Genomic DNA, 23,597 nt, shown 5'->3' on the forward strand with positions numbered 1-23,597 from the left:
TGAAGTCCTTCTCGTCGTTGGACTCCACCTTAATGGCCTGTCCAGAAAACCGCTACCACCTCTGTTGTAATGTGCCGACGAGTTGTGGCACTCTCCCAACAAGATATTTCGACGATTGTTCCATATTCTGGAACGATGTTGTGGCTATCTAGTCTGAAAGATCGCAGAACGCGGAAGGGAAACGGGCTTCATGAAAATACATGTCGGATATCATTTTGACGGTGGGAGCTTCCCGGATGAGCTGGGAACAGATGTCGCTGCAGAGGGGGTAATCACGACCGGCCCGCTCGGCTTGATAAGTATCCTTGAAACCCGTTTGGGGCTGGTTGGGCCTAAGCCGGGGCAGCCGATTCGCATTGCCCGCTATTTGGCTGCAATGGAAACTCGTTGCAAAATGGGCGATCCCTTTTACAAAAAATCCTTTGAAGCAGACGGCTGGTCTTCAGCAAGGAGCTTGCTCGCCTTGCGGGATCAACTCCGATTGTCCGGATGGGACGGCAGCGATATGGGGGGCTCGGCGCGATTGGCCGACATGGTCGCTCTTGAGAAGGAATCGGACATTTTGCCGGGCCTTGCGGAGCGTATTGAAGAGATTCTCGGGGCTCTCGCCACGTATGGCATTTCAGGGATTTCAGAAATAGCTCTAAATGGGCATGAGCAAGTGGAATGGCCGTCCTGCTGGCGCAGGCTTTTTGCCGCACTGGAAGCGGCGGATGTCAGCATCGACGTGGTTCAGCCCGAATATTCCTCGGGCACTTCCTCTGATCTGGAACTGTTACACCGGGCCCTTTGCGCTCAGGATATTGGCGACGCAGCTTTTCAGGCGGACGGTTCGCTGATTTGCTTGAGCGCATCCACGGCCCTGGAGGCTGCCGATGCCTTGGGCGCGTGGCTTTCCGCCGAAGAAACCACGGAAGGAACCGTAGCCATTGTAGCAGAGTCCGTAACAGAAGTTCTCGATGCCGCCATGCGTCGATATGGTTTGCCTCGTCCTGGCGGCGGAGGTCGATCCCAATGGCGGGCGGCGTTGCAGTTGTTGCCCTTGGGGTTGGGCATTCATTGGGCTCCATTCGATCCGCAACGCTATCTGGAATTTTTGACTGCCCCGATTTGTCCCTTGCATCCGGCCATGGCTGGTCGGCTTGTCCGCGCCCTTGAAAAGTCCCCTGGTCTGGGAGGGAAACAATGGCTTGGGGCCCTTGCCAAGTGTGAAGAGTGGGCGAAGAAGCGAGAAAATGCAGACGAGTTGCTGGAGGCTCTGCGTTTTTGGACCGAGGTCAAAAGGGTTTCGCCTCATGCCGGTTTGGATGTGGAGACGATCCGAACCGTCTGCCAACGTCTGAGCGACTGGTCCGCAAAGGGCGCAAGGTCCCGGGAAGGTGGGCTGATGGGCGCGGTTTCCGGCATGGCGTTGGAACTTGCCGAAGCCGCGAGGGCAACAGGCCGACAGGCCATCCCAAAATCGCAATTGGACCGGATGCTTGATTCGGTCATAGGCGGCGGTGCCGCAGTTGCAGACAGGGCCGAAGCTTCGCCGTGGGTTGTCTTGTCGCATCCGGGGCAGATCGGCGGGAACATCGATACAGTCATTTGGTGGAATTTTTCCATGACGGGACTGCCGTCCGGGCGTTTGCCGTGGACCAATGGCGAAGTGGAAGCCCTAAGCAAGGCCGGTGTCCACATGGATGATGTTGATTTACAACGGAACCTGGAGCTTTCATCCTGGCAACAGGTTGCGTGTAATGCCGGTAAGCGGCTGGTCCTGGTCATGCCGGAACAGGACGGAGGCGAACCGCTGGCCCCGCATCCCTTCTGGGAAAACATCGTTGCCGCCATGAATCTTTCCGAAGAGACGGATATCCCGGCCATGACGATATCGGCTTCACAGCTTCGTCGTGGTAACGGCGCACTGTTGGAAAGATCCATTTCCCTTGATCCCTTGCCGGAAAATGCGGCCCTGGAATTTCAGGAGGCATGGCAGGCTCCGAAAGACGTCATTGAAAGACGGAAAAAGGAATCGCCGTCGGGGATGTCGCAACTCATCAAGTGCCCTCTGGCCTGGGTGCTCAATCATGTGCTCAAGATCAGCGCCACCGGCAGCCCGACGCTTGCCGAGGGGAATCAACTCATCGGTTCGTTTTGCCATTCCATTGTCGAGGATCTGATCAACGAATCCCGCTGTTGGAAGCCGGAAGACGCTGTTGCCCGGGCAATGACCTTGTTTGAATCCCGGCTCAAGGAAATGGCGGCATCATATCTCCTGCCCGGCATGGAAACCAAACGGGAGCAACTCCGTTACGGGCTTCGCCGTGCGGTCTTCGATTTGTTCAACCGCATCGAGGGCGCAAAGCTCTCAATCGTCGAAAGCGAAAGGGAAGTTGAGCGGATTGACGCGGGAGGCCAGACATATCGGGGTTACGTCGATATCAGCCTTGAGGATACCAAGGGCAATCCCGTCGTCTGGGATATGAAGTGGACCAACAAGAGCAAGTACCGGCGTGAGGAATTGGAAAAGGGCATCGCCCTCCAACTGGCGGCCTATTGCTGGATGCTCGACAAGGACGACCTCCCTGCGTTCGGCGCCTATTACATGCTGGCCCAGGCTCAACTCATTTCCTCCTCGGCCCCATGGCTCCCTCCGGAAGACGTTGTTGATTCCGATTTGAAAGCCACATGGGAGATGGTGCGGGAACGATACGACGCCATCATTGATCGCCTGATGACCGGGGATGTGGAGGCCGTCGCGCCCAGTGACGACGGCGAGGAGAAGGAGTTCGATTTCGGCACAGGCTGCTTCTTCTGTGATTACGCGATGGTTTGCGGGGTTGGATATGAGTAAGAAAATCGAATTGATAAGCGCGAGTGCCGGGTCCGGCAAGACATACTCCCTGACGGAAAGATTCGTGAAAAGCCTTGATGAGGGCGTTCGGCCCGAAAGCGTCGTCGCCACCACCTTCACCAAGAAAGCGGCGCAGGAGATCGGCAGCCGATTCCGTTCGAAGCTGTTCGAACAGGGACGTGCGGAAGACGCGCAGCGCGTGTTTGGCGGCTATATAGGCACGGTCAACGCGGTCTGTGGAGCACTCCTCAAGGATTACGCTTTCGAGGTCGGCCAATCCCCGACGTTGGAAGTGGTGCCGGACGGCGAGGATGCCGCCCTCTTCCGCGTGGCTGCTGCCGATGCCGTCGGTCGAAAGGCCAGGCAGATCGTCCCGCTTGTGCGCTCCCTGGAAATCGAAAAGTGGGAAGACATCGTCAAGGGCATCATCGACAAGGCCAGGGCGAACGCCATTGACCGCAAGATGATGTTAGAAAGCGGAGAGCGTTCCTGGGAATTGCTCAGGGAGTTGATGCCCGATCCGATTTCCGAAACCGAAGGCAAAAAACTCGATACGGAAATCGTGCGCGAATTGAAGCGGACGATCGGCGCACTTCCTTCCGATGGGGATACGAGCAAAGGCACCTTGGGAGCAAAAAAAGACCTTCAGGCCATCCATCGTACGTTATCCCAAGAAAGCATTCCCAATTGGGCTACATGGGCCAAGCTGTCCAAAATCAAGCCCACATCAAAAAGTGCGCATGAGGTGGAAACGCTCCATGAACTGGCCGGACAGTTCCTTCAACATCCCAGGTTCCACAATGAGGTCCGCCAACTCATCACTCTGCTGTTTGACTGCGCCGCCGAAGCAGCGGGCTTGTATCAACAGCACAAGCGGACCCTGGGGCTGATCGATTTCACGGATCAGGAAGCCTTGGCCCTGAAGATGGTCGAGGACGCCGCTGTGGCCGACCAACTGAAAGAGAGGTTGGACATGGTCATGGTCGACGAGTTCCAGGATACCAGTCCCATCCAGTTGGCCTTGTTCCTCAAGCTGTCCAAACTGGTGGACCGGTCGGTCTGGGTGGGCGACCAGAAACAGTCGATCTACGCCTTCCGTGGTTCGGACCCGGCATTGATGGATGCCGTCATCGATTCGCTTGGCGAGCCGGAGACGCTGCCGAACAGTTGGCGGTCACAGTCTGCCCTGGTCGATTTTGCCAGCGAATACTTCGCGGTGGCCTTCGGCCAGCTCGGCATCCCCGAAAAACGGGTGCGGCTGACCTCCAAGGTGAGGTCGACCACGCCGAAGAGTCCGCATCTCAAATGCTGGCGGTTTGAATCGAAGAACAAGCCCGATGACAGGTTGTGCCTTGTTGGCGGCATCCAATCCATGCTCGCCGATACGGCGGCATATGCAATTCTCGACAAGACGACAAAAAAAGAGCGTACGCTCAAGGCCGGGGATATCGCAGTCCTCTGCATGACCAATGACAATTGCCGTGATGTCGCCGCCCTGCTGGAAGAAAACGGCATTCGTGCCGCTATTCCTCGAACAGGACTCATGAAGCGTCCAGAGATCGTCCTCGTTATGGCTGCCTATCGCTACCTTCTCAGTCCTGAAGACACGCTGGCTGTCGCTGAGCTGGCCAAGATATTTGGCCTGGAGGATTGGTTCTCGGTGGCCCTGCAAAACGGGATGGATGCAGTCAAGGATCTGCATCCGATGTTCGGACGTTTGGATGATGCTCGTCATGAGCTTGCCTCGTTGACGCCGTCCGAGGTGCTGGACCTGGCCATCGACCTTTCCGATGCGGGACGCATGGCCCTGGGGTGGGACAACCCTGCCCTCAGACAGGCCAATCTGGACGCCCTCAGGGGGCACGCCCTAGGGTATGAGTCCACCTGTAAGGCGCGGCGATGCGCCTGCACTCCCGCCGGTCTCATCAATTATTTGCATCAACTGAAAGGGGACGATGCGGACTCCCAGGCTGTCGGCGTGGGCGACGATACCGTCCAGGTCCTGACCTATCACCGGTCCAAGGGGCTCGAATGGCCCGTGGTCATCCTGACGGATCTTGAGTCCGGCGAAAAGGGGAAGCCGTTCGGGCTGAGCGTGCAATCGTCCGACGCCCCGTTTGACCTGGATGATCCCCTGGCTGGCCGGTGGCTTCGCTACTGGCCCTGGCCCTTTGGTCTGCAAAAGAAAATCGAGGGATTCTCCGATGTGGTTGAAGAAAGCGATGCGGGCCGGACCGCATTCGAGCGGGAGCGCCGGGAGCGCCTGCGTTTGTTGTACGTCGGAATGACGCGCGCCAGGGACTACATGATTCTCTCAGCCAGAAAGGAAGGCAAAGGGGCACCGACAGCTTGGCTTGACTCCTATACGGATGCTGGCGGCAATCGGATCGTGTCCTTGCCCAACGTGGCTGGAGTTGCGGAGATTACCGTGGGCGGAAAGACGTTCCCCATTGAGACCGTATGCCTCACGCCGATTGGGGAAGTGACACAGGCCGTTGCCGGTCAAAACCATGCCCCAGTTTTGCCGGAGAAGGTGAAGGCCCATCCCCCGGCCCGTTTCGTGCCGAGCAGCGATACCATCGACGAGGACAATATCTCTGTGGAGTTCTTCGAACTGGGAGCGCCCCTGCTGATCAAGGCCACGGATTCCCGCGTGGATTTGGGAAATGCGGTGCATGCCTTCCTGGCAGTGGCTTCACCGGAGCAGGACGAGGCGACCCTCAGGACGCGGGCGGAACGGATCGTGACCGGCTTGGGTTTGAAAGACCTCACTGCCGACATGCTGCTCGAAATGCACCAACGATTGCGGACCTTCATCACAACGACAATCGATCCGGCAGGCACGGGCGAAATCCTCACGGAGTGGCCGATCCATCTCAAGCGAGGATTGCAAAAAGGCAGCGGCTGGATCGACATGCTGTGCCGCCAACCGGACGGCGACGTCATTATCGACCATAAAACGTCATTGGGCGGCAAAGATGTGCTGGAGAAAAAGGCAATCGGCTATGCTGGACAGTTGGCCACGTATGGGGAAGCACTTCAAAAGGCGACCGGGATATCTGGACGGGGGATGTGGTTGCATTTCGCGTTGGCGGGGATGATGGCTAGGGTGAATATTCAAGGATAATGACTCCCCCTTCATGGGAGAAGGATACGACATGGCTGACCAAATGAATTTGTTTAAGGCATACTCCGGTGGGAACCGAGAGGATCTCGAGCATATGGATCGATTGGAAAACAATGTGACGCGCGCCTTTGTTATTACGTTGCAATACATTCATGCCGATGAGCCGGATGTGTTTCGGCGTATCCTCGGGGAGATAACTGGGGATAGGGGGAAACGGTTTGAACCAAAGCAAGTATGGTTCGATTTGCAGAGTGGGACCCAGGAACTAGTGGCCGCTGCGCAAAAAGATGGGGTCGAGAAAATAATTTTGGCAATTTCCTCACGGAAGGAGGAAACTCCGAGGTTTTCCTGTGTAACCCAGTTCGATCGTTTGTTGAAGGACTATGAGGATGTGCCCGACAATGACCAGAAAAAATTTCTAAAGTCTTTAGCCAAGTGGCAGAAGAAAGGAGAAAGCGAAAAAGAGGTGCGTATTTCCCTGAGGGGCACTGAGTATTCTTTTTCTCCGCACGAAGCTGAAAATGTCTACCGACTCGTACACGATAATATCCCTGATGGATGGATTGTGGCCCCAGGACGCTATGCGATCCTGATAGAATCGAAAATTGGGAGCGGTCGTATCTGTGAGGAGCAGCTTTTTCGTCATGCGACTGGGAACAAGGGTTTTAAGCTGTCCGCTCAAGATGTGAAAAATGATGGCAGTGTACAAATCGTCTGTGTCACTTGGGGAAAAGTCTGCGACGCCTTGGTTGGGGCGAGCAAAGAGCTTAAGGGAATGTCCTTGAAGATAACGGAACAATTTTTGGAGTATATGGAAATGAGCGGGGAAAAACTGAATTTTGAATTTTTCTTGAGAGGGGCTTACGATGAAAATGGGATGCGTAATCAGTTCCCATTATTGGTTGATAAGATGCAACAAAAGCTCAAGGAAAGGGATATCCCGCTCGAAGCAGAGAATCGCCCTTTGACAGGTGTCTGGCAGCGATTCAAATATGGGGCGGAGGGAGACATGTTCTATACCTTGCGGGCCTCAGAAGGCGGGGTAGAGATCTCACTGACTGCTCATAACTCGCTGAAAAAAAAGTTGTATTTAAACAAGGCATGGGCAGGTATTCTCTGGGATATGTGTAGTGGCTCGGGGAAATGGCTCAGGCACCGTTACCAAGTGATGCTTCATGACTATCGACTGGTGGATAGGCAAAAGGGACAGATGAAAGGAGAAAGCCAAGAGTTGTTTAATTACCGGTTCACCCTGGGAACGGTGGGAACAAAGGGAGACTTGGATTCCTTGGTCGAGATTGGCAAACAGCTTGTCAAGCTTAAGGACGTAAAGCAGTTGGATATGACGTTTAAAGTTGGAGTGATCGATGGGAGCAAGATCAAACATGGAGAAGAGGGGACTTTGAGGGCTGAAAATGCCAAGCTGCTCTCTGACCCAGAAACCCTTCTGGAATCATTCTGCGATTTTGTAGAAAATACATTTCCTGTATATATGGATGTGCTGAAGCACAAGAGCCAACGTAAGGGCGCCACAAAGGAAGGATAGAAATGTGTCGTCACTTCGAGTCTTTTAAACCATCAATTCTATAATAAGATATGACCAGCAAAGATCAGTGCATTAAAAAATATTTTTTGAGGAAGTCGTATTTTGTTGACTAAACAATATACCTCATTACCAATCAAAAAAATATAAAGTCCACACATCTGCTTGATGGGTGGACTTTTGTGGCAGAAATTATGCTGACGTAGATGCCTCCGTCAATTGCACCTAATCCCATCTCAACATCTTCTCAAAGGTGTTAGGTGCACGTTCCTTGAGCTTCATTCGGTAAATATATTCCCAATAATACTTCGGATCAATCGGCGAGAGCAGGGGTATATCATACCGCAGTCCAGTGCGTGGGTCTAACATGTTGTAGTAATATGAATCGTTCTTTTCAACTTGGCTAGCAAGTTCCTCGTCCATTTGCAATTTTTGCGAGGCGAACTGGAATGCGTTCGTATTGTTTGCCATTGCCACCAGAACAACATCTTTGTCATTTTGGAGGTCTTCAGATACAAGTCGCAGGTTCATCCCGTCTTCTTTGACAGCCTCCAAGGCAGCCTGTTTTTCAGTGATGGCAATCATCGCGTTTCTCCTTTTGAATTGATTTGCGCTGATGATGCCTGAATCTTGTTCCACAACTTGGAACGTTGTTGCCTGAATATTGTCGGCTTCAAGGTCGATTTATTTGTGTCGCAGAGGCCCAGCGGCTATTGGCCGTATTTCCCCATCATTGAGCGTATCTCCTCCCCCACTGCCTGCTGGGGGCAGTCTATGGACTCCATCGTGCCGCCTGTGAAAGAGCGGGAGTAGGTATGATCGTGTCTGTTGTTTGGGGTATCGCCTGTTTGTCTTTCGTTGTATCAACTGGTCAAATATACTCCGTATTCTCGATACAACCGATAAACAGTGTTAAAAATAATGTCTGATTTTCTTTCGCGAACCAAATCATTTCTGAAAATACAATGCAATTCTGGGGCAAATCCATCCACTCTTATAAGCGGGAAGAGCATGTTGAAGTAAGCCTCGTCCAAACAAGTGCAGTCAGCGAGCAGCACAGTAAAGCAGCATTGGTTGGGGGGAATGACGAAATTAGCTGATTTTATTTTCAATCCATATCTTAATGCAACAGCAAATTCCATGATTGCTGCGGCCATTGGATTGAAATGCCTGCTTTTAATCTCAAAAACAACAGCTTTGTCTTCCGTGTTTTCATTGTAGGCGATTATATCAAGTTGTTTTCTTGGGAATCCTTTGGCTTTCCTTTTGTCCCATTCGATAGTTGGATTTGCCTCAGCCTTGATTTCGGGAAGGGTGTTAAAACCAGCAATAATGGCATTCTCAAAGGATTTTGAGAAAAAGGTCCTGTCCCCTGGATTTGTTTGCGTTCGTGCTTCCATCTGGTTTGAAATGGTTTGGAAAAACAGTTGAGCTGCTGAGTGATATCTATCCCTGCGCGAAATTGTTGAACAGACCTTTGAAACGGAGAGAAGGCCGTCTATGTATTTACTTGTGCCAGTCACTTATATCTCCTGTCCGCTATATATGTTGGTTGTCCTTTCAAGCTCATTTAGTACCTTCCCTCGCAAGTGGGAAGGCATCAGCACTTCAATATTTGCCCCAAAGCTCAACACCCAAGACAGTAATTCCGTTTCGCTCTGTGCGGTGAACTCAAGTTCGTATCGCCCATCATCCAGGTCCTTAACGACCTGGTCCGAACTCCAGCGGCGTTCTTTTACATAACGCCCGGCTTCTGGAGTGAGGCGTACCTTGACTCGGAACGATTCGCATTCCGGAAACCCGAAATAGTGCGGTTTCTCCTGCTGCTGAATGGAATGTTTTTTTCTGACAGGTTCGGCGGCCGTGAAACGGTGGATAGGCAGATGCATTTCGTAAATAGGCTCAGCTTCTTTGGCCCGTATGTCCACCTTCCAACCGGTGACGTACAGGGCTTCCCTGTAAGACTTAATTTTGAGGGGTGCGAAGTAGTGCAGCTTCTCCTCCTTTTGCCCCAACGCCTTGTATTTGATCTCGCACACGTCCTTGCCCGCGATGGCATTGAGGATCGTCGTGATGATCGCTTCCTGGGGGGTGTAGTCGATACTTCCTTTTAGTATGGCCCCGGCCAAGGATTCGAAGGCTTGCGCCCTGTTGTCGAGAGCCGGGAGTAAGGCCACCGTTTTGTGGATGGTCTCGTCGACCTCTTTCGACAGACCCTGCGGCAGCAGATGGCGGACCATTTCCTTGCAGAGCAGCAAATGGCTGATTTCGTCTTCAGACAAAGCCACTTTGGGTCTGTTTCTCGGCGTCTGGATTTGATACCAAGTCCGCTTGCCTTCCTTGCCTTTCTCCACTCGAACCGAGTAGCTGCGATCAATATCCTCCATCATGCGTATAATGGTCTGTTTGGAACAATCCAATTCCCTGGCAAGGTCGATAAGATAATGCCGCTTGCCAGTGTACATGAGCTGGCAGAAGAGCGTGACGGCCTTCTGAGTCGGCTTGGCGTGTTGGTTTTTCTTGGGCGGCACACGGGTCTCCTTGTGGCGAAATCGGTCGGTCAAAGGCAGCACTGCCTCTGGATGCAATCTTTGATACCAAATAAACCAATATGAAGGAAACCCATAATATTATCGGGATGATCGTATCTGGCCGAGTGGGCTGACTAAAACCCGATGGCGCGCTGTCTGCCCGTTTCGTTTTTAATTGCGGATTCCCTTGCCAGGGCTTGGACAAGATCTGCGTGGCGGATTTTGTTCTTCGGGTAGAACGCGAATCGGTCTCGTATGATCTTGAAGTCTCCAGGTGTCAGGTTTTTTAGATGGCAAATGGCCTGGAGTTCATTGTCGGTCACCTGTCGGCTTACGAGAGGAGCAAGCATCTTATCGTAAAAGGAAGCCACGCCCTTCTTGCCCAGAAAATCGAAGAAAATTTTGTGATTGAATCTTCGCAGTGATGCCGAATCCAGTTCGTCCATACGGTTAGTGGTGCAGATGAGCAGCCCCCGGAAGTGTTCCATCTGGGTCAGGAATTCGTTGACCATGGACGTTTCCCATGATCGAACCGCTTTGTCCCGGCTGAAGAGCAGGCTGTCCGCTTCATCGATGACCAATACGGCCCGTTGCTTTTCGGCTTGCCGGAATGCCTTGGCTATTTGTTGCTCGCTTTGTCCTACCCACGCGCTCAGGAGGTCGCTCGTGCGCTTCACTATCAGCTCCCGTTTGAGATGCCGGGATAGATAACGGGACAGTTCCGTTTTTCCAGTTCCCGGAGGGCCGTAGAAAAGCAGGTTCATGTTGACGCGCAATTCGTCTGAATCCCTTTTGAGGTAGGCGTTGAATGCGTCCAGTTGCTCCAGGAGTGCCGACATGTCTGCATCCAGGTTAAGACCTTCCAGCGAATAATCGTTTTCAATGACGTCATCCCGCTTGATGGATCTGTCGCCGGATATCAACTGCTGGCTGGCTATGAGGGATCGCTCCACCGCTTGGAAGAATGGCCTTTTCTTTCGACCGGCTATTTCCTTGGCCTTTTTGATGGCCATATCAATGGAACCTGCGGACAGCGGATAGCGGACGGCAAATGTTTTCATTTGATCCCTGGTGAGGAGTCCCAACACCTTGTTCTTGGCAGCAACCCGCTGCCAGATGTTGATGCGCTCGTCACGGCCGAGTTTCTGGAACTTCACGCTGTAGGCAAAACGCCGCATGACCGAATCCGGAATGCCGAAAGTGTCGTTCGTTATCCATATTGTCCTGGTGCCGGGACGCTCAAGGAATTCGTTGAGCCATCCTTTATCCTGCTTGTCGCCCGAGAAGATGTAAGCGAATTCGGTGTTGAGCAGGTTGTCCGCTTCGTCGACGATCACCAACCCTTCCTGTCCATTCCCCGTCATATTGAGACAAGCTTCGAGAGCTTTTTTGCGTGCTGAGGAATCGCTGTTGTCAGTTGTCCTGACATTATAGGCATTTTGCCCGATTTTATGAGCTGCCGTCGCGGCGAAGCTGCTTTTACCCGCGCCGGGCTCGCCGTACAAAAGGATATGCGTCGGAGCCGTGTTGTCGGCTTTCAAAAGGGCGAGGATGTGTTCGGCCACGCCTTCTTCAAGGGGAAAGTACTCTAGGGGAAGGAGTTCTTTCTTCGCCTGCTTGTAGAAAAGGTCCTCCATGTTCTCGAGCGGGGTGGTGAAAATTGATTCGACGACCCGGTCAACCGTCAGCGATCCGTATTTGTCTACCAACTCAAGTCTGGAGATTTTCCCGGAAATGGCTTTGTTGAAATCCTGTTGCGAGATATTCAGCATGGTGGAGAAAACTCCTGATTTCCCCTGCTCTCGACAGCTCAAGTGGGAATCAAAGTATTCATTGAGTATATCCCAATTCTCGAGCAGATGAACAGCGAGGATTATAGCCACCTCCGTTTCATTGAGTCGAAAGAATGTTTGCAGAATCTTGCATCCTTTATCGAGGTTGGACTCGTGCGTACCGGGGAAGTCGTGGAGGCGGTTGCTCAATTGCTCATGCAGAATTGATGCGAGTGGATGAGATAGGGCTACCCCGCATTTCTTTATCAGAATTTCAATATTGTCTGCGAGGATGCTGTGATCTTCCAAGTCGTCGAAGTGTTGAAGACGTTCCTCCAATTCTCCGGGGGTGAGCTTTTGGGGGCCGGTAACAGTGATCAGTTCCTTGCATTCGGCCAAAAATTCAGGAGCCCTGTCATTCAGGGCTTTGAGAGAAAACCTGATTGCGTTTTCGTCAAGCGGGATTCCCTTGCTGAGCAACCGCATAAACCAGGTGATGCTGGTTTCAAAAACATAGATATCGTCGTCGCTCAAAAATTGGTCAGGAATACGTTCGATGGAGCCAAAGCCCATAAATCCCTCCTTGGATCAAGATTGCGTGTGCTGGTCTGAGAGTGTAAATGTCGGTCGTTCCAAAATACGGAACAATCTGTTTAGAAAGTATGGCTATCAATCGGGTGGGGAATTTATGTCTTTGAGCCAAGCCGAAACGATGTCCCATGAGAGGGCATTGGGTTCCCTGTTTTGGTGGAGCTTGAACTCTTGCACCACAAAGCCGTCGTAGTCTCTGCCGAGGGCGATTGTGCCGCGTTCGGGCCACAAAACTTTGTAAAACGTGAGTGCTCCGGAAGAAGCTTCGTTGAGATAGCTGAATACGCAGTGGTTCAGTTCCTCTCCTTCTTCATAAAGCTCATGGACGGTTGTGATGGGGACAATCGTGTCAGTGCCAGGCGCTTTAGGCGCAGCAAGGTCAGGACTCTCTTTTTGTTTTATGTATGCAGCCAATTTTTGTTCATCAGTGACTTCGTTTGCCCATTTTGAATGAAGGCTCAGTAACTGCTTGTAATCCGAACATCGCTTCAGGGCCTGCCATGGATCTTGTTTTTCCATGAATTCGGCAATCCGCAGACATTCATAGAATTCTTCGCGTATTCGTTTATAGAGAGAATTGAATGTCTCCTGCTCCCGAATGAGCTTTTTGAAAAATGCGCAACTGAGCAGGTCTTCGTTCATCTCGGAACGGGACAATGCCTTAAGATTAATTGTCCCACAGTGAAGGAGGTGACTTGTGATCGCCGTGTCCCCCGTGACTTTCTTGAGGGCAAGGAATTCGTTGAAGTCATAGTCTACCATCAGGATTCGTTTGATGAATTTTACCGAAAGCGATGGGTTGTACGGATGTAGCTGTTTTACGATCTGTTTCTGTTTGAGCCGAATCAATTCACGACATTCTATATACGACATGCTGCCCGTGCTCATCTGCTCGGCGATGAGCCAAAGCAGGATGGGATTGGAATGGGCGAGATCAATGGCGTAGGACGTGAAGCGCATCAAGCGAAGGATGTTTAGTTGGTGCCATCTGAAAGGTTTTGCCAGTTCTCGTATTTCTTTGGGGATTCTGTCGAGGAACCGTTGGCGAACCGGACACGGCTTTCGGAATCTCGGTTGAGTGAAGAGTAGGCGCAGTCCAGGAAGCCGGTCTACCGGCGTCCATTTTTGGTCAATCCAACAGTAGCAACCAAAATCTGCATTCCACGGCGTCAGGCAGAACGCTGCGCCATCTGCTTTGAAGTAGAGGCAATCTTGGTCCTTTCGGTGATGTATAAGATCTCGGTCTCGTATTTTCATGAATTATTCCTCCCTGCGTGGAGAAATTATGTCAGAGGAATGTTCCAGAAAGCGGAATGTAGGGTCGCTCTTTTGAATTAGGGTGATGCTCTTTCAAAGTGATCCACGGGCCATCCCCTAAATCCCCATCGAAGGCGTAGTCCTGCCAGCAGGTGCTTTGATGGCCGCCAAGGCCGTGTCCGTTATGTGTCCGCTTTTTCCACGACGCCCTGTAAAAAGCGACGACATTCCGCGCTTTCTGCACGTTCTGTTCAAAAGTGGCTTGAAGTCGCTTGGCGGCGATAAGTCCTTTGTTTTTAAATTGTTAAGTGGTTAGTCTGGTTCAGTGCCAACAAAAATGGCATTCAAGAGGTCGTGGGTTCGATTCCCTCCAGCTCCACCAATGATTATAAAGGCTTAGAAGGTTTTCCTTCTAAGCTTTTTTTTCGTGGGATATACAAATGATAGCAAGGTGATTGTGTGTACTTTTCAGCATGGTTAGGCCGTTGGATGTGGCGGTATGGAAAGTGCCTTTTCGCAAAAATGCTCATTTTGAAAAAGAAAAAATTGACTCTTGAATAAAAATGATCTTTTTATAGCATGTCAGCCACTCAGTACAAGGAAGATTGGATTCACCTTACGTGCAAACAAGCTTGTTTAAGGTGTGTTTCAGGTCGTAAACATCGTGACAGACTCACATCTGAGACTCCTTAGTATAGGGGGAGGGGGCTTTTGAACCCAACCCGGTCGGGCGACGGTCTCGGAATTGAACTGAAGGTAACTCTAAACCAGCGAGTGCAAGAGATGAGTAAAGAGCAGGAAAAGGTCAAAAAGATTTATATAGGCTACCACCCCCGGACGCATGACGGCAGCTCTCCGCAAAAACGCTCTCTTGCTGACTCCATTGAAATTATGGAGGCCTTCAACGAAGAGCAGATAGAGGAGAGACTGAAAGCAGAGCTTGTAGAAATAGCCTGTAGCGATCTTTGCGCTGTTGCTGTCATGGAAACAACGATCTGCAAAGTCTGGCAATATATTTAAGACTCGTCCAACAGCCCTTCCTTCATTTTTGCTGTGGTGTCTCGTTTCTTTAGAGAGAATCCATCAATTCACTGCTCAGGTCTCTGTGGCTGGGCGATTTTTTTGGAACGGTCTCCCTCCCAAAAAAAGTCAGAATCCCTTGCAGTACCTCTCTTACCCCCAATAGAACGTGTCGACCAGGAATCTGGAATAGAGGTTGAGCGTCGATTGGCGGGTGTGCGATTCTGCGAAAACAAGTGGAAAATGTTTCTCCAGTCGTCTTCCTGGTAAAATTCCCCCTATCTCCCCTCCTCATTTGCGTGTTCCCGTGTCTTGAGGTACGCCCATTGGTCTGCTTGGTGGCGGAGTTTGATCACTGCATAAATGAGGAATTGAATGGGAAAGCATATTATTGAAGAGGCATCTCGTTGCCTGAGGTGTAAAAAACCGTTGTGTAGTAAAGGATGCCCTGTTTCCACTCCGGCGAACAAGATGGTGGAGGCCCTGCTGGAAGGAGACATGAAGAAGGCGGGTGCCATGTTGTTTGCCAACAACCCGCTGACTGCCGTCTGTTCGTTGATCTGCCCGCACGAGAATTTTTGTGAGGGGCACTGTATCCTGGGAAAGAAAGGGGCACCTGTTCAGGTGAGCAGTATTGAGCAGTATGTCTCTCGTTATTATCTGGAACAGTTCGATCCCGAACGGCCGGTGAACCAAAATAATGGCAAGCGGGTTGCTATAGTTGGATCCGGCCCAGCTGGTATCACGGTGGCCTTTATCTTGGCAGCCCAGGGGTTTGATGTCACTGTTTTCGAGTCAAAAGAGCGCATAGGCGGCGTCCTCCAATATGGTATCCCGGACTTTCGCCTGCCAAAGGATATTCTTGAAAAGCTCAAGGAAAAGCTCCAATCCCTCGGCGTGAAGATTCGCCCCAATATGCTCATCGGACCTGTTGTCAGCATTGATGATCTGTTTCGGGACGACTACAAGGCTGTTTTCATCGGGACTGGGGTGTGGAATCCAAGACCGCTTCGGCTCAAGGGTGAGACGCTGGGGAATGTGCATTATGCTATCCACTATCTCAAGAATCCCAAAGTTTACTCTCTTGGTCGCAAAGTCGCGGTTATCGGCGCGGGTAATGTGGCAATGGATGTCGCACGGACAGCTCTTCGGGAGGGGGCGCAAGAAGTCACTATCCTTTACCGACGTGGTGAAGATGATATTTCTGCCACCAAATACGAATATGAATACGCCAAAATCGACGGTGTTCGGTTCAAATTCTATTCGTCACCGGTGGAAATCACGGAGAGAGGTGTTATTTGTGTGGAGACGCAGGTGGTCCAGGGGGCGGACGGTCGAGCTGGAGTCGAACCTGTACCGGGGTCTGAATCGTTGTTTGAGGCCGACTCTGTCTTCATCGCTGTCAGTCAGGCTCCACGTAACAATCTGACCGGGTTGGAAGTTGGTAAGACCGGGCTGGTCATTACTGATGAAGATGGGCGTACCACGCGTTCCGGTGTCTTTGCATCGGGCGATGTTGTCACCGGAGCAAAAACCGTGGCGGAAGCCGTGAGTCTGTCCAAGCGGTCGGCACAAGCCATTATCGACTATATTGACGGTCTGTAGGACGGTCGTTGCACTGAAGTTTCATGAGCGGTCCGGGGAGTTTGCTTCTTCGGGCCGTCCTTGTCATTCAGTCTTGAAGGTCAGGCTCGGTTTCTTTGCTGTACAATTCTTCGAGTGATTTGGTGAAGTGGCGGACGATGGCGTTTTTGTCCAGTTGACTGCGGTTCTCTTCGGGCAGGAGGAAAAAACTCAGCGAAATGCCGACCAGGGAGGCCAATCCCAAAAAAGCCCTTGTGTCCCTGTCATCCCCTTTCATGAAACGGGCGCGGCGTTCTTTTTGCCGTAAGAAGTATTCGGACACCACATCGGAAACTTCTGGGTCCATGGCAGAGAGAAGAAGCAGTCGGAGTTTTTCTTTTCTCGGATTGTCATCCTCGGCAAGCAGCTCAGTCATGACCTCTCGAGCCAGGTTCTGTTCCCCGTGTGATGAGAGGACACTGTGCCCCATGGAGTGTACCACTTCATTGAAGAGTTTCTTCTTTGAACCGAAGTAGCGGTTGATCAGTGTGATATTGACCCCGGCTGCTGCGGCAATGCTCCGCGTGCCGACGTTCTTGTAGATATCCTGTGAAAACAGTGTCCGTGCAGCGATGAGAATGCGTTTCTTTGTCTCTGCTGCGTTTCGCGGGTGGTGTTCAGGAGGCTTCTGGCTACTTGATGTGCCGTTCCGGACTGACATTTATGTAATTCCTTCTCTTTGTTCTTGACAGAAAGAATCTTGTCACACTACTACTATGTAGTCAACTGATTACATACGCCAATGCGGGCCAATGCGGGCCAATGCGGGCCAATGCGGGCCAATGCGGGCCAATGCGGGCCAATGTGGTTGACGTTGCTCGTGGTAGAGTGGTCAAAGAGTGTAGAAAATATTATACAAGCTGTAATCGTATGATTACAGAACGTCCGAGAGGGTCATATGACACAGGTAAAAAAGCTTTTTATTTTTGTTCTTATCAGTCTGCTGTTTCCTGCGATAGCGGCAGCGGAAGGATCATCCGAAAAGAATATCATCAGTCTGGGGGGAGGCATGCGCGTTTCCACATCGGAATACAAGGATGATGGCACCAGCATCTCCCCTGTTCCTCTTGTGAACTACGAGGGGGAATATTTTTTCTTGCGTGGGCTGACAGCCGGAGCGCACATTTACAAGGATGAGTTGAACGAATTGTCCTTGACCGTTTCCTATATGACGCAGAGTTTTGATGCGAGCGAAAGTGATAATAGTGCCATGCGGCAATTGGATGACCGCGATGCGAGCATGTTTGCAGGAGCCGCCTATAGGGTGAGTTCGGAGTGGGGGGTGGCCAAGCTGTCTTTGTCTGCAGATGTGCTTGATACCAGCCATGGTTTTATCGCTGATGCCTCATATGCTTATCCTTTCAAGATCTCCTTTCTCAAGCTCAGGCCCGTGGTCGGTCTTGAATGGACCAGTGAGGATTTCAACGACTATTATTATGGGGTCAGCGAAAAGGAGTCTCTGAAAAGCGGATTGGATCGATATCGGGCCGGGAGTGGGGTAAATCCTTATCTTGGGCTGAATTTGAAGATCAACCTTGCAGAAGATTTTGATCTGATGTTGAGTACCAAAGCTAAGAGCCTCAGTGAAGAGATTACCGATAGTCCCATGGTCGATCGGGATGTGAAGTATTCTTTTGGTGTCGGAATGAGCTATTCTTTTTAGGAGCAGAGGGCCGCTTCCCTGGAGGAGGAGACGACTGAGAGCGTACATTGGGCAGCTTTGTTGAATGATTTTGCTCCAACAAGTTGATTTTTGGGTTCGTTTGGGGCGACAGTAGGTTCCGAGTTCGGGGGGATCATTCCCTCTCTTTGGGAGAGGGGAATGGTTCCGGGCCGTGTCACATTATCGGAGCTGATATGCAAGCACTCAAACTGAAAGTCTTTCTCCTTTTCATTGCCTACACCCTCTTCATGTTGCTCACCATGGGGATGTATTGGTGGAATATTGATGCCTTTCGTGAACGGTTGACCATTATGGACGAATTTCATGATGTGGTTTCGGATATTCTCGAAACACGGCGTTACGAAAAAAACTTCATGTTCTACCCTGAACCGAACAGCTTGAAAGAAGCTTTGGTCTACCTTGACAGAGCTGAAAAAACCGTTGGTTTGTTGCAGCCTAAAATTATCGCTATAGTCGGCCAGGAAACCTATGGCAATCTTGGGATCAGCATAAGCGAATACCGGGAACTTCTTCACCAGCTTGCCCAGGGCGATAAATCGGTCGCTGTTCGGACGCGGCAATATGGAGCACGATTGGTGGAGTCGGCTCAGGATTTGCTCAAAAAGAAACAGCAAAGTGTTCATAATGCGCTGGACAGGATTTTGTTCCTGCCTATCGCGGTCATGCTAACAGTTCTGATCCTGATCACCCTCGTGTACATCTTGCAGGCCCGTAAGGTCTTGGAACATCTGAAGTATGTGCAGCGGGCTGCGGACGGGGTAGCCAAGGGTGATTACGAGGTCATTCAGAACCTCAGCAGTGAAGACCCGATATCCATTTTGATGCGTTCTGCTTTTCGTAATATGGCCGATGAGTTGGATACCCGACAGGAACAGCTTGTGGAAGCGCGCAAGCTGGTTTCCATTGGAACTCTGACGTCCGGCATTGCCCATGAATTGAATAATCCTCTGAATAATGTTTCCCTGACAGCGGATACCCTGCTGGAAGAGTTGGATGATCTGCCTCGTGCCGAGATGCGTGAACTTCTTCAGGATATCATCAACGAAACAGGCCGGGCCAGTGAAGTGGTTCGTAACCTGCTTGATTTTTCCCGTGAGGAACAACGTCCATTGGCTCGCTTGAGTATGGCGACGGTGGTGGGGCAGACTTTGCGACTGGTCGGAAATCAATTGGCGTTGCACGGGATCAAGGTCGAAGTGGACGTGCCGGAGGATTTACCCAGTATTCGTGGCGATTTGCACTATCTGCAACAGGTTTTCATCAATCTCTTCCTCAATGCCGATCAGGCCATGGAGCAGGGAGGACTTTTACGTGTCGTGGGGAGACAAAATGATGAACACTTGTGCGTCGATGTCATTGATACCGGGTGTGGCATGGACAAGGCGACTCAGGAGCGAATTTTTGATCCGTTTTTCACGACCAAACCTGTTGGTGAAGGCACTGGATTGGGACTTTCCATTATCTACGGTATTCTCAAGAAGCACGGTGGGACCATCAGTGTGGAAAGTAAAGAAGGCAAAGGGACGACATTGACTGTTTGTCTGCCAATCATGAATGCTGATGAGGGAGTCTGATGCAAGAATTTCGTGCAGCTGTCATTGATGATGAGACTCAGGCGGCGAAACTTGTCGGCCGGGCCTTGGAAAAGCTGGGATTTGAAGTCGAGACCTTCGGGCTCGGGCACACTTTTCTGGCGCGTATGGCCGAGGACCCGTTTCAACTCGCTTTTATCGATCTTAAATTGCCTGATGTGAGTGGCATCGCCGTTCTCGAGTCCATCAAAACAGGATTCGAAAATATAGAGGCGGTCATCATAACTGGTCATGCCAGCATCCCCTCTGCCGTGGAAGCCACAGCCAAAGGTGCATCGAATTATATAGTCAAGCCGTTTCGCTTGCAGGAGGTCCGGTCCGTGGCGCGTGAAGCGCTGGAGAAGCTCGAGTTGCGGGAGGAGAATCTCCGTCTCAAGGAAGCTTTGCGGGAAACGCCCCCCCTCAAGGATTTTTTGGGGTCCAGTCAGGTCATGCTCGATGTTTTTGCCATGATACGCAAAATAGCCGGAGTGAACTGTAATGTCCTGCTTCAGGCGGATACCGGGACCGGCAAGGAGCGTGCTGCGCGGGCGATCCACGATCTCAGCCCGAGAAAAAACAAGACATTTGTATCGTTCAACTGTGGTGGCTTTACGGAAGAACTCATCTCAAGTGAATTGTTTGGTCACGAAAAAGGGGCGTTTACCGGGGCCACTGCCACCAAGATAGGACTGCTGGAATCCGCCAACGGGGGAACGGTTTTTCTTGATGAGATAGGAGAAATGCCTCCAAATATGCAGGTCAAGCTGCTCCATGTGATTCAGGAGAGAAGTATCCTGCGGGTGGGAGGTACCCAGCCCATTGAACTTGATATCCGTATCATTGCGGCGACCAATCGGGATTTGCAGGAAGCAATGGCAGCCGGAGAGTTTCGTGAAGACCTTTTTTACCGATTGAATGTCGTAAGTATTTATCTACCAACTTTGGCAGAGCGAAAGGCGGATATTCCCCTTCTGGCGAATCATTTTCTTGAAACCTTCAACGCCCGTTTCGGCAAGGGGGTGAAGTCCATTTCCTCTCAGGCCATGGAAGTGCTGACACAATATAATTATCCGGGCAATGTTCGAGAGTTGGAAAATATTGTGCAGCGGGCAGTCGCTTTGGCGGAAGGGGACGTCATCGGGACGCGGGAGCTGCCGCCGGATCTGCTCAATCTCGCTTTCAGCAGCATTGGTACACCGGGGCTTCTGCCTTTGGAAGTCGTGGAGCGGCGGCACATTCAGCATGTTTTGGAGGCCACGGGGTATAATAAGGGCTTGAGTTGTACTATTCTGGGTATCCCTCGGACCACACTTTGGCGTCGGATCAAACAATATGGGTTGGATGCCGGCGACGAAGAGTGAAATGTCGGATAATATCGACCTGTATCTGGTTTTTCTTGCGGCTACGGCCGCTTTTTTTTTGGCTTTTCCGCAGTGAGAAAACAATCCTGTTCATTCTGAAACATCATTAAGTGCATTTCAGCGATCATATGACCTGCAAGGTCCTCTTTTGTATTCCAAAATGAAACACCAAAGTTGTGTTTCTCCTCGATTTTCTTCTCTTTGTTTATAGTAAAGTGTAATATTATAATAAGTTAAGACTGAGCGGATGGGTTTCTGTGCTCGCCGAGTCCGTTACAAAGAGCACAAAGTCAATGGTTCATTCTGAAACGATTTTTTTGAGAAAAAAGCCACACCAGAAAGTGATTTCTTCTTATATTCATTTATTCCAAATAGTTATATTTTTATCGATCTTCTGAAGTCTGGCATTGGCCTTGCTATTGGGCTGATGACGGAAAGAATTATGAAGAACGTACTTATAGTAGTGGACGAATCGGAATCAAGCCTTTGGCTGGCCTATTACGCAATGGGATTGACTCATCGTATTGCCGCCAAGGTCTCTATACTGTTGGTCATGGACAAGGAATACACCGACGTGAATGAGGGCTCCGACGAATGGATCGGTTCACCGGAAAAGCGGTTGGAATCTGTTCTGGCCGAGGACCATTCCGAGAGGACTCATATCGATTTCTATGTGGTGCGAGGCAGAATGGAAGAGGAAGTCCCGAAATTCATTCGGGAGAATACCATTTCCAAGCTCTTTATCGGGAGTCCGCCGACCTGTCGGGCCGAGAGTTATGCAAAGCTCATGAAGTTGATTGATACGGTGAATACGACGACCCACTGCGATGTGGAGGTGGTGCAGAAAGTTTCTGCACACACCAAGAGACACTAAACAGATCGCCCTTTCAGTCATGGTTGTGAGGTGGATGGGCTGGTGACGGTATGGGCATGGCTCAACGCCGTAGACCGGAATAAAACGGTCGGGCACGGGGTCTGGATGATAGAAATCAAACCGTGGAGGAGTTCTTAATGTTTCATATGTATCTTCCCATCGCCGGGAACAGCGTCAACGTATTCCTGGTTTTCGCCCTGGGAGGGTTCGTTGGCCTGCTTTCCGGCATTTTCGGTGTTGGAGGTGGGTTCCTGATGACCCCGTTACTTATTATGTTCGGCATTCCGCCGACCGTTGCTGCCGCATCGGATTCCAATCAGATAGTTGGGGCGTCCACCTCGGGCTGTCTGGCTCACTACCGGTTGGGCAATGTGGATTTCAAGATGGGATTCCTGTTGCTTATCGGTGGTGTTCTTGGCGGATTTGCCGGGGTTCAGGTCATCAAGGTGCTCAAGGCCATGGGGAATGCCGACTTTTTGATCAATATCACATACGTTCTGATGCTTGGTGGTGTCGGGTCGTATATGTTCATTGAAAGCGTGCAGAGCCTGCGCAAGAAGACACCTGAAGTTGAAGTCGCTGCACCGCCCAAGAAAAAATCCCGGTATACGGTCATGTTGGAACGGCTGCCTTTCCAGACTGATTTCGCCAAGTCCGGTGTCCGCCTTTCCATGCTCATGCCTCTGGTTCTGGGAGTGTTGGTCGGGATACTCGCGGCTATCATGGGAGTCGGTGGTGGATTCATCATGGTTCCGATCATGGTGTATCTGCTTCGTATGCCCATGCATGTCGTGGTCGGTACCAGCCTGTTCCAGATATTATTTACCTGTATCAACGTGACCATCCTCCAGTCATACACAAATCATACTGTCGATTTCGTGCTGGCTGTTCTGCTGCTGCTCGGCTCCACCCTTGGAGCGCAGTTCGGTACACGTATCAGCCGCAAGCTGAAAGGCGAGCAACTCAAGATTCTGCTGGCCTCGCTGGTGTTGATTGTCATGGTCAAGATGCTGCTCAACCTGCTGCTCACGCCTGATGTGTTGCTTGCATACGCCGGAGGTCATTAATCATGAAAAATATTCTCTTCAACTGCATGATGGTCCTGGCTGCTCTGGTATTGCTGTGTCCAGCCGCTTCCGCTGAAACATCCTTGACAATCAGGCCGAATCTGGTCGGTATCGGGACCAATTTCAACGGGACAGATCTGTCCATCTCAGGCACGGTACCCGAAGGGACTGCCGCAGTGATTCGTCTCATGGGCGAGCCTCGCGATGAATTCTTCAAGGAGAAAGGCAAGGCCTTGGGTGTTCTGTGGATGAATCTCAAGACTGTCGAAATCAAAGGAGTACCGGATGTCTTTCTGATGGGGACAGATGGTGTCAGCACCATCGATTGGGAGCACTCCGACCTTGGCTTCAAGGCTGTGAAAGGCGAGACCGATGATCTTGTTTTCGATGAGTTTATCAAACTTATGGAGAATGACGGGTTTTATGAAGTAGAAAAGGATGTTGTTCAATACAAACCTGCGGCAAATAGACAGCGGGGCTTCACGGCGTCACTTTCCATTCCTTCAGCCATGCATCAGGGCATTTACAGGGTAGAAGTTCTGGCTGTCAAAGACGGTCAGGTCATGGGAGTCGCTTCGGAAGAATTGCATACCAAGTTGACAGGTTTGCCTGCCATGCTGTCTGTATTCGCATTCGACCATTCCCTGTTGTATGGTGTCGCCGCCGTTCTTATCGCTATTCTGGCCGGTCTTGCCATGAGTCTGCTTTTCAAAGAACGCGGAGGCGCTCATTAG

17 protein-coding genes are annotated in these 23,597 nt (G+C 51.2%); 11 read left to right on the forward strand and 6 right to left on the reverse strand.

Annotated features, from left to right (window positions below):
• Positions 1–190: 190 nt before the first annotated feature.
• Genes BN4_RS14270 through BN4_RS14280 form a run of 3 tightly spaced genes read left to right on the forward strand, consistent with a single transcriptional unit; the run spans position 191 to position 7,512 of the window.
• Positions 191–2,839: a PD-(D/E)XK nuclease family protein gene (locus tag BN4_RS14270; protein WP_015416111.1), complete on the forward strand. Its 2,649-nt coding sequence runs from the start codon at positions 191–193 to the stop codon at positions 2,837–2,839.
• Positions 2,832–5,966 (forward strand): UvrD-helicase domain-containing protein, encoded by a 3,135-nt coding sequence (locus BN4_RS14275; RefSeq protein ID WP_015416112.1) that lies wholly within the window; start codon positions 2,832–2,834, stop codon positions 5,964–5,966. The genes BN4_RS14270 and BN4_RS14275 overlap by 8 nt, the downstream gene beginning before the upstream one ends.
• A 31-nt stretch (positions 5,967–5,997) precedes the next feature.
• Positions 5,998–7,512, forward strand: coding sequence for a hypothetical protein (locus tag BN4_RS14280; protein WP_157871418.1), 1,515 nt, complete (start codon positions 5,998–6,000; stop codon positions 7,510–7,512).
• A gap of 222 nt (positions 7,513–7,734) precedes the next feature.
• On the opposite strand, the gene BN4_RS14285 is transcribed toward BN4_RS14280, so the two are convergent.
• From BN4_RS14285 to BN4_RS14305, 5 genes are all read right to left on the reverse strand, one after another.
• On the reverse strand, positions 7,735–8,094 hold the full coding sequence (locus BN4_RS14285; protein WP_015416114.1) for a DUF4116 domain-containing protein: 360 nt from the start codon (positions 8,092–8,094) through the stop codon (positions 7,735–7,737).
• 278 nt (positions 8,095–8,372) lie between these two features.
• Positions 8,373–9,032, reverse strand: a complete 660-nt coding sequence (locus BN4_RS14290) for a hypothetical protein (protein WP_015416115.1) — start codon at positions 9,030–9,032, stop codon at positions 8,373–8,375.
• Positions 9,033–10,040: a helix-turn-helix transcriptional regulator gene (locus tag BN4_RS14295; protein ID WP_015416116.1), complete on the reverse strand. Its 1,008-nt coding sequence runs from the start codon at positions 10,038–10,040 to the stop codon at positions 9,033–9,035.
• Positions 10,041–10,174: 134 nt separating this feature from the next.
• Positions 10,175–12,385 carry an AAA family ATPase gene (locus BN4_RS14300; protein WP_015416117.1) on the reverse strand — a complete coding sequence of 737 codons (2,211 nt, stop codon included), beginning with the start codon at positions 12,383–12,385 and terminating at the stop codon, positions 10,175–10,177.
• 96 nt (positions 12,386–12,481) lie between these two features.
• On the reverse strand, positions 12,482–13,660 hold the full coding sequence (locus BN4_RS14305; protein ID WP_015416118.1) for a PcfJ domain-containing protein: 1,179 nt from the start codon (positions 13,658–13,660) through the stop codon (positions 12,482–12,484).
• A gap of 783 nt (positions 13,661–14,443) precedes the next feature.
• On the opposite strand from BN4_RS14305, the gene BN4_RS14310 reads away from it, so the two are divergent.
• Both BN4_RS14310 and BN4_RS14315 read left to right on the forward strand, forming a co-directional pair.
• Positions 14,444–14,680 carry a hypothetical protein gene (locus BN4_RS14310; RefSeq protein ID WP_041721129.1) on the forward strand — a complete coding sequence of 79 codons (237 nt, stop codon included), beginning with the start codon at positions 14,444–14,446 and terminating at the stop codon, positions 14,678–14,680.
• A 375-nt stretch (positions 14,681–15,055) separates the two neighbouring features.
• The gene (locus BN4_RS14315; RefSeq protein WP_015416120.1) at positions 15,056–16,285 is read left to right on the forward strand and encodes an NAD(P)-dependent oxidoreductase; all 1,230 of its coding nucleotides are present in this window, start codon (positions 15,056–15,058) and stop codon (positions 16,283–16,285) included.
• A gap of 67 nt (positions 16,286–16,352) precedes the next feature.
• Here the strand turns inward: BN4_RS14315 and BN4_RS14320 are convergent, their stop codons facing one another.
• Positions 16,353–16,964 (reverse strand): TetR/AcrR family transcriptional regulator, encoded by a 612-nt coding sequence (locus tag BN4_RS14320; RefSeq protein ID WP_015416121.1) that lies wholly within the window; start codon positions 16,962–16,964, stop codon positions 16,353–16,355.
• 237 nt (positions 16,965–17,201) lie between these two features.
• On the opposite strand from BN4_RS14320, the gene BN4_RS14325 reads away from it, so the two are divergent.
• From BN4_RS14325 to BN4_RS14355, 6 genes are all read left to right on the forward strand, one after another.
• Complete coding sequence (locus BN4_RS14325) at positions 17,202–17,966, forward strand: MipA/OmpV family protein (RefSeq protein ID WP_015416122.1); 765 nt, start codon at positions 17,202–17,204, stop codon at positions 17,964–17,966.
• A 194-nt stretch (positions 17,967–18,160) separates the two neighbouring features.
• Positions 18,161–19,561 carry a sensor histidine kinase gene (locus BN4_RS14335; RefSeq protein WP_015416123.1) on the forward strand — a complete coding sequence of 467 codons (1,401 nt, stop codon included), beginning with the start codon at positions 18,161–18,163 and terminating at the stop codon, positions 19,559–19,561.
• Positions 19,561–20,922, forward strand: a complete 1,362-nt coding sequence (locus tag BN4_RS14340; protein ID WP_015416124.1) for a sigma-54-dependent transcriptional regulator — start codon at positions 19,561–19,563, stop codon at positions 20,920–20,922. Before BN4_RS14335 ends, BN4_RS14340 begins: the two co-directional genes overlap by 1 nt.
• Positions 20,923–21,364: 442 nt before the next feature.
• Positions 21,365–21,796: a universal stress protein gene (locus BN4_RS14345; protein WP_015416125.1), complete on the forward strand. Its 432-nt coding sequence runs from the start codon at positions 21,365–21,367 to the stop codon at positions 21,794–21,796.
• A 137-nt stretch (positions 21,797–21,933) separates the two neighbouring features.
• Positions 21,934–22,863 carry a sulfite exporter TauE/SafE family protein gene (locus BN4_RS14350; RefSeq protein ID WP_015416126.1) on the forward strand — a complete coding sequence of 310 codons (930 nt, stop codon included), beginning with the start codon at positions 21,934–21,936 and terminating at the stop codon, positions 22,861–22,863.
• 2 nt (positions 22,864–22,865) lie between these two features.
• Positions 22,866–23,597 carry a TIGR02186 family protein gene (locus BN4_RS14355; RefSeq protein ID WP_015416127.1) on the forward strand — a complete coding sequence of 244 codons (732 nt, stop codon included), beginning with the start codon at positions 22,866–22,868 and terminating at the stop codon, positions 23,595–23,597.

It is taken from the genome of Pseudodesulfovibrio piezophilus C1TLV30 (genome assembly GCF_000341895.1).
Taxonomy (GTDB): domain Bacteria; phylum Desulfobacterota; class Desulfovibrionia; order Desulfovibrionales; family Desulfovibrionaceae; genus Pseudodesulfovibrio; species Pseudodesulfovibrio piezophilus.

Coding starts and splice junctions, on each gene's coding strand:
- BN4_RS14275 (WP_015416112.1), top strand. CDS start 2,832: ATGAGTAAGAAAATCGAATTGATAAGCGCGAGTGCCGGGTCCGGCAAG.
- BN4_RS14345 (WP_015416125.1), top strand. CDS start 21,365: ATGAAGAACGTACTTATAGTAGTGGACGAATCGGAATCAAGCCTTTGG.
- BN4_RS14305 (WP_015416118.1), bottom strand. CDS start 13,660: ATGAAAATACGAGACCGAGATCTTATACATCACCGAAAGGACCAAGAT.
- BN4_RS14355 (WP_015416127.1), top strand. CDS start 22,866: ATGAAAAATATTCTCTTCAACTGCATGATGGTCCTGGCTGCTCTGGTA.
- BN4_RS14270 (WP_015416111.1), top strand. CDS start 191: ATGAAAATACATGTCGGATATCATTTTGACGGTGGGAGCTTCCCGGAT.
- BN4_RS14325 (WP_015416122.1), top strand. CDS start 17,202: ATGACACAGGTAAAAAAGCTTTTTATTTTTGTTCTTATCAGTCTGCTG.
- BN4_RS14310 (WP_041721129.1), top strand. CDS start 14,444: ATGAGTAAAGAGCAGGAAAAGGTCAAAAAGATTTATATAGGCTACCAC.
- BN4_RS14350 (WP_015416126.1), top strand. CDS start 21,934: ATGTTTCATATGTATCTTCCCATCGCCGGGAACAGCGTCAACGTATTC.
- BN4_RS14285 (WP_015416114.1), bottom strand. CDS start 8,094: ATGATTGCCATCACTGAAAAACAGGCTGCCTTGGAGGCTGTCAAAGAA.
- BN4_RS14335 (WP_015416123.1), top strand. CDS start 18,161: ATGCAAGCACTCAAACTGAAAGTCTTTCTCCTTTTCATTGCCTACACC.
- BN4_RS14340 (WP_015416124.1), top strand. CDS start 19,561: ATGCAAGAATTTCGTGCAGCTGTCATTGATGATGAGACTCAGGCGGCG.
- BN4_RS14315 (WP_015416120.1), top strand. CDS start 15,056: ATGGGAAAGCATATTATTGAAGAGGCATCTCGTTGCCTGAGGTGTAAA.
- BN4_RS14320 (WP_015416121.1), bottom strand. CDS start 16,964: ATGTCAGTCCGGAACGGCACATCAAGTAGCCAGAAGCCTCCTGAACAC.
- BN4_RS14300 (WP_015416117.1), bottom strand. CDS start 12,385: ATGGGCTTTGGCTCCATCGAACGTATTCCTGACCAATTTTTGAGCGAC.
- BN4_RS14280 (WP_157871418.1), top strand. CDS start 5,998: ATGGCTGACCAAATGAATTTGTTTAAGGCATACTCCGGTGGGAACCGA.